The organism is Candidatus Jordarchaeum sp. (assembly GCF_052745115.1).
Genome location: NZ_JBRAKS010000225.1, coordinates 1 through 6293, shown reverse-complemented (window position 1 = coordinate 6293; position 6293 = coordinate 1). Strand labels below are relative to the sequence as shown.

Here is a 6293-nt window from a genome sequence, read left to right as displayed (position 1 = left end):
TATCTGGGGGGCGGCTATTGCTCTCCCAGCACCGTATCTTTTTCGGAAATCCATCAGAGTATCATGCAAATCCTCTATCATAGGTTTAAGCTCTTCCAATTCTTCATTTCTAATTTCCTCAGATACTTCATATAGTTTTGGATTTCCCAGGAGTAAAACTTCTTTAACAGGTATTTATTTTATCTCTCCCCTTTCAAGTCTATTTTTTGTTTAATGGGCATGCTTTCAGACACTCAAAACAGGAGTAACAACTATGGTCATCGACGCCCACGGTATTCATTAATGTTTCAAATGAGAATTTCTCCTTCCAAGATTGGTCTCCGCGTAAATGTGACAAAAGGGGATTGAAATTTGCGTAACTCATACACGTACTATGATTAACTTTTCCTGTTTTCTCTATGGCTTTAACAGGGCAGACATCTATGCATTCGAAGCAGTCTGGTGGACAGATTTTGCCGCTTAGTTTTTCGGAAGGTTCCAACTGCATTGTGGTAACCACACCGCCTAATAGAATTCTGGTACCGTAGGTGGGATTAGCGAGTAGTCCACATTTTGTAAGTTTACCTAAGCCTGCCTGCTCCGCCCAGTAAACCAGAGGCATAAGTCCCCAAAACTCTCGGTTCACTATCCTCCAAGGATAACATCCATAAATTGGAAAGGTTGGATAATCCTTCTCTTCTAAAATTATACAAAGTTTGCTTGATGCCGTGTCGAGGGTCCTATACAGCATGTTACAATAACGTCAGTATAAGGCAAGACTATTTTCTTTAGCATATATGATTCCTTTTGGAATGGGCACCCCGTAACAGATAATCGATTTGGCACCCTCCAGTAAAGCTTGGGGAGAAAATTCTACTGGTACTGAGGGGAGCTTGACCACCGCAGCAACACCGTATATTGGAAAACCGTCCCTGCTGAGCAAATCTCTAATCTCCACTTCAATACCCTTTCCCAACATTCCAACATCCTCTCATTCCAACAATTATGGAAATGCTTCAAAAAACTATTTTATTATTCCGTAAATTGCACTCTTCTGACAAATAAATATTACACATGGGATTAGCATTCATTTACCCTTTTCCTACGCCTTCGAAGAAGACTGGCCAAAACGGGTCTTGCTCTGGTATTTCTAACGGTACCTTGCTTCCGTAGAGCCTTTTCATTATTCTTGTTCTGGGGTTGCTTGTAACTTTTCTATGATGGACGCGTTTACGCTCACTTCTTTTAGCTTTTTGATTATTTGTTTGGAGGAACTAGCTTAGGAAAAGATTTGAGTTAAACTTATATTTTGGTATTGCCTCAACTTTATAATCACACTCACAGTTCGAGTATCATGGTGTCTGAATAGGTAATTATGTAGACGCTATGGAAGGATAGGTCCAAGTTGCTGAAATCCTGTTGTAGCAATAGTTTGTGGACTGATTTGAGATTCATCGTAGAGTGTGAAGGTAGCAAGAATGGAGTTGTGTAATATTCTGTTTCAGCTGAGATTTCCCCTACAACTAGTGTCGGTGTTTCTAGAGTTTAAGGTTTGCTTCGGAGAATGTTTAGAAGGTGAGCGGGATGAGGGCAGTCAAGGGTATATACAGTACTGGAAGAAGTGTTCTGTCACTGGGTTACTTCAGGGAGGCTCTGATAGCTTTTTCCTTCAATGTTGGAGGGATTATTGCTGGCTTCATGGTGGCTTATCAGTTTGATGTGTTTCAGCTTTCTAAATGGGCTTTGGCTATTTATCCCGAAATCTTGACTGTCAGGGGTTTGATAAGTGGTTTGCTCAGTGGACGTTTAGGCACCGCTTTGCATGTAGGTACAGTACATCCAAGGCTTTTTGGGAACACCAAGAATTTTTACTTGCTTTTCAAATCTGTGATAGTTTTAACTCTGCTGGCGAGCTTTGTGATAAGTTTGGTGTCCGTATTTTTTGGGAGTTTTTTCTGGGGGATAACTTTGGGGGACTTTCCAGATATTCTGGTGGTTGTGTCTTCCACCATGTTTTTGGGTTTGGCTTTGACCCTGGTTACGGCTCAGGTTTCATTTATTTCCTTTAAAAAGGGATTAGATCCAGATGTTATTACTTATCCTGTGATGTCGACGGTGGCAGACATAGCCATTACCCTGTGCTACGTTTTCACGCTTAACCTGTTCTTTCTATCAGGCTCCCTAGGCAGATTCGCGACTATTCTACTTGGAATCTTGTTATTGTTTTTATCCTTAGCTGTTTTACCAAATAGTGTCCGAGAGCCGGATTTTATAAAAACAATTAGGGAGTCTTTTTTAACCCTGTTGTTTGTAGCATTTATCGTGAACGTAACCGGCACAATTTTAAGGGGGATTGAGGAAACCGTGGGTAGCAGATTAGAAATTTACACGGTCTATCCCGCCATAATCGACACCGTGGGCGACGTAGGCTCGGTTGTCGGTTCTACTGCCACAACAAGGCTTTTTCTGGGTTTCATTGAACCCTCACTCTCCAGTATAAGAAACCATGCCAAAAGGATTTTTTCAACATGGTTGGCTTCAATAATCATGTTCCTCTCCTACGTCCTCTTATCACTAGTTATACATGGCATCTTAACACTGCCTGAATTTTTAATACTCTCCATCCTACTCCTCCTCACAAACATACTCGCAGTACCTGTAATAATTCTAATATCTTACGCCATCGCCATTCTAACTTTTAAGAAGGGATGGGACCCAGACAATTTCGTCATTCCCATTCAATCCTCACTCGCAGACAGCATAACTACCCTCGCCCTATTCATCTCCCTACTCTTGATAGAATTAATTTAAAATGAAAAATTGCGTTAGAAACGGGAATCATCCATGATTTTATTTACAATCCGAGATTACTAAAACTGGGCTAGTGAATTGAAAAATCTTGAAAACCGAGGGAAATAATGCCCTTTACCGTAATTAAATTATCTTCAAAGTAACTTATTTAATTGATAGAATTTTCTCCAAAATAAATTTAAACTATAAACCAGACTTAAAATTCATCAAGCTACTAAAATAAAATAAATGATTAAAAAAATGCACAAGAAGGCAACCGACAATGCTTCTACTTCTAATAAATTAACATGTTTAATATTTATTTAGTGTAATTTTATAGTCTGTATTATTCTTTCACCGAAAATAAAGCAGTTACAGAAAAAACTTTTGAACAAATATTTTATGGGATTGAGACTAGTTTACCCTTTTTCTACCCCTTCGAAGAAGACTGGCCAGAATGGGTCTTGCTCCGGTATTTCTAATGGAACCTTGCTTCCGTCGAGCCTTTTCATTATTCTTGTCTTGGAGTCGCTTGTTACTTTGCCTATGATGGATGCGTTTATACCTACTTCTTTCAGTTTTTTGATGATTTGTTTGGAGTGGGTTGGTTTCGCAGTGATGAGTAGGGAGCCTTCAGCGATTGCCGCGACTGGATCAATGCTGAATGCCTCACAAACCATTTTCACTTCTTCCGGATAAATGAAGGAAATCTCATCAATCTCCATGCCCACATTGCTTGCATTCGCTATCTCAAAGAGTCCTCCAATTACGCCCCCTTCTGTTGCATCATGCATCGCGGTGACCCCTCCAACTTCCATTGCGGTTATAGCATCCTTAACCACGGTCATCTCTTTGCACAAGGCCTTCGCTTTTTCCACCAGTAGCTTGGGATAATTCTCCAGTAACTCAGGCTCCCTTAGCACAGACAGTATTCCCACTGTTTCTATTGCGGGTCCTTTGGTTAGAATAACATCATCACCAGGCTTTGCACCAGCAGGGGTAACGTAACCATCTTTGTCTGCGATGGCAAAAACCGCTATTCCCCCGATGGTGGGTGAAGCAAATCCGGGGTAGTATCCGGTGTGTCCTCCAACTATGGCAATGTCAAGCTCCACCGCGGTCTGATGTATGGAATCCACAATAGTTCTAAACTCCTCGTCACTGGTTTCTGGAGGCATTAAAAGCGAATAGGTCATGTATCGGGGTTTAACCCCCATCACAGCAACGTCACTGGCTCCTATGTGTACCGTGTACCATCCAAACATCTCCAATGGCTGTTTCGGTATAGAAAATATCGGATCCTCCGCAACAATGAGCACCTTATTATTACCTATATCAATTACTGCGGCGTCAACACCGGTTAGTGGGGGTACCAGAACTGTTTCATCCTTTTTTCCGAGGCGTTGTAGTAGATAATTGGTAAACGTTTCTAGGTCTATTTTACCCACTTTGGGTGGGGGTTTAAGACTCTTAGCGTATTCTCTTGCTATCTCACAGGCATCTTTTGCAACTTCTATTGGGTCTTTCCCTACTAGCACTGTTAGGTCTTCTTTGCCCACGGCTCCCGCTTCGTAGAAAATCTTGGGCACTTTGCCTCCTGCCGCTCTTATGGTTTCTTTCACCTTCCAGGGCATGGATGCCCCTTCTATCTGTTTGATTTCCTCTGGCTCTTTGGTGCGGTCAATTACACTGAAAATCCATCCCTTCTTTTTACAATAGTCTTCTAACCACTTTATAAGGTCAGGGTTGCAGGCAAAGTTTATACCTGCTCTTATTGAGGGGTCATTCTTGTTTATTTCTATGATGAGTCTGGCCATGTGGCTTGACGCCCCGAACTTTAGCTTTCCCGCTGCGTGGGGCATATTGTTTATCACGGTTATGCGTCCCTCAACTGCTAAGACATCTTCTGGAGTTTGAGGATTAGCTTTCCCATAAACCAGGTTTGTTCTCACCTCGGGAATCAGGTTGGCGAATTCTTTACATGCCTCAATGTATTCAAGCGCCACAGACATTTTTCCGTAAATCTCTATTTTTTCATTCAGTTTCATTTTTGCCACCTTCCCGTTAGGAAGAATACATTAAAAATTTCAATTAAGAGTTGAGTTTAAATATCTAACTTTAAAACTTTCTACGGACTACTATGAAAGCTCAATACAAAAATAATATCTTTAAAAAAAAAGCGCAAAATGTTCTACTCATAATCTTAGTGTTAATCATATTTTTTATGGTCGCGCTGTGCAGGACACCCAACATTTGCTACTTTTCCAATTCTCTAATAGACTTGTCGGGTAAGGATGAAGATTTTCGGATCTGTTATAGGGGAGAATACACAATAATAACTGTGAGAATGCAGAACTCGACCGATCCAATTATCGGAGAGCTGACTCTTTTTCATGATGAGCTAAATAGTCTTTTAATTGGAGGAGCATACACCAACTCCAGTGGATACGCAGTTCTCAATTGGAGTATACGCGACGACTACAATCTTGGGCTAACAACCATCAAAGCCACATGCCCCAATAGACCTGACACTGTACCAGTTTACACAGATCTCCTCATTAAAGCGGGAACATTTTTTGAAAACCTCACTTATCCTCCAGAAGCCTTTCCCGGAGAGTATTTAACAGTTGAAGCGGATTTGAGGGATAACATTAACAATTCGATTTCTGATCAGCAGGTACATTTAATTGATCAGCAAAATATTAGTCTCACTGAGTCTCCTACAGATGTTCAAGGTCACTGCATACTATCCTGGTTAATTCCATATGATTTTATTCCCGGACTTTACAGCTTTAGAATAGTGTTCGAAGGCAACCCAATATACGCTTCAACGAAGGAAGAATTTAACGTAACCATTCTCCCACCTAAAGGAACAACATTTGAGAACCTCACCCATACTATCTCAGCCTATCCCGGAGAATATTTGGTGGTTGAGGCGTATTTAAAAGATGTTAACAATTCTTCGCTTACTGATCAATTGTTATACTTATATGATTCTCTAAATATTAGTCTAGCTGTATCTGCTACTGATTCGCTTGGCCACTGTGTGGTGTCCTGGTTGATTCCGTCTGGTTTTACTCCTGGAGTGTACGGCTTCTGGTTGAGGTTTGAGGGCGACCAAATATATGGTTAAACGGAAAGCGAGTTCAACGTAACTATTCTCCCCGGATCTCTTGAAGTTGTGTCGATTACTCTAAACGCAACCTTTGTAAAACCAAACGCGCCGATTCATGTAATCGTGGAAGTTACAAGTGATGATCCCTTTATTTCAGTAAAAATTGATAATTTTCCATTAGAAAAAACGGATGGAAAAAGTTGGGAAGGAACAATTAACGCATCTTCTCTACCTGGAGAACACGTATTATCGGTGATTGTTTGTTACAATGATATACAGTGTATTAATGATTCGACTATATACTGTGTGGTTGAAGAAGGAGTGTTAGACATTCCGGTGGGAACTCTTTTACTGTTTTTTACCGTATACGGGAAATATATGCTTGTGTTTTGCTCAACAAGTTTCCCCG

At 40.8% G+C, this 6293-nt stretch carries 7 protein-coding genes; 3 read left to right on the top strand and 4 right to left on the bottom strand.

Annotated features, from left to right (window positions below; all coding sequences use genetic code 11):
* From ACUVXA_RS14335 to ACUVXA_RS14325, 3 genes are all read right to left on the bottom strand, one after another.
* Positions 1–174: peptide deformylase (locus ACUVXA_RS14335; RefSeq protein ID WP_445871961.1), on the bottom strand; the 174-nt coding region annotated here is incomplete at its 3' end.
* Between the two features lie 25 nt (positions 175–199).
* Positions 200–625, bottom strand: a complete 426-nt coding sequence (locus tag ACUVXA_RS14330; protein WP_445871960.1) for a 4Fe-4S double cluster binding domain-containing protein — start codon at positions 623–625, stop codon at positions 200–202.
* Positions 626–742: 117 nt separating this feature from the next.
* Positions 743–958 carry a hypothetical protein gene (locus ACUVXA_RS14325; RefSeq protein WP_445871959.1) on the bottom strand — a complete coding sequence of 72 codons (216 nt, stop codon included), beginning with the start codon at positions 956–958 and terminating at the stop codon, positions 743–745.
* 605 nt (positions 959–1563) lie between these two features.
* Between ACUVXA_RS14325 and ACUVXA_RS14320 the strand changes: the two genes are divergently transcribed.
* Positions 1564–2790 (top strand): magnesium transporter, encoded by a 1227-nt coding sequence (locus ACUVXA_RS14320; protein WP_445871958.1) that lies wholly within the window; start codon positions 1564–1566, stop codon positions 2788–2790.
* Positions 2791–3188: 398 nt separating this feature from the next.
* Here ACUVXA_RS14320 and ACUVXA_RS14315 read toward each other — a convergent pair whose 3' ends face one another.
* Complete coding sequence (locus ACUVXA_RS14315; protein ID WP_445871957.1) at positions 3189–4817, bottom strand: thiamine-phosphate synthase family protein; 1629 nt, start codon at positions 4815–4817, stop codon at positions 3189–3191.
* Positions 4818–4993: 176 nt separating this feature from the next.
* On the opposite strand from ACUVXA_RS14315, the gene ACUVXA_RS14310 reads away from it, so the two are divergent.
* The gene (locus tag ACUVXA_RS14310; RefSeq protein ID WP_445871956.1) at positions 4994–5902 is read left to right on the top strand and encodes a hypothetical protein; all 909 of its coding nucleotides are present in this window, start codon (positions 4994–4996) and stop codon (positions 5900–5902) included.
* Positions 5903–5950: 48 nt separating this feature from the next.
* On the top strand, positions 5951–6293 hold a 343-nt coding region (locus tag ACUVXA_RS14305; RefSeq protein WP_445871955.1), incomplete at its 3' end, for a hypothetical protein.

What these genes read in the sequence shown, in the direction of transcription:
- ACUVXA_RS14325 (WP_445871959.1), bottom strand. Translation starts at nt 958, where the DNA reads ATGTTGGGAAAGGGTATTGAAGTGGAGATTAGAGATTTGCTCAGCAGG.
- ACUVXA_RS14315 (WP_445871957.1), bottom strand. Translation starts at nt 4,817, where the DNA reads ATGAAACTGAATGAAAAAATAGAGATTTACGGAAAAATGTCTGTGGCG.
- ACUVXA_RS14320 (WP_445871958.1), top strand. Translation starts at nt 1,564, where the DNA reads ATGAGGGCAGTCAAGGGTATATACAGTACTGGAAGAAGTGTTCTGTCA.
- ACUVXA_RS14310 (WP_445871956.1), top strand. Translation starts at nt 4,994, where the DNA reads ATGGTCGCGCTGTGCAGGACACCCAACATTTGCTACTTTTCCAATTCT.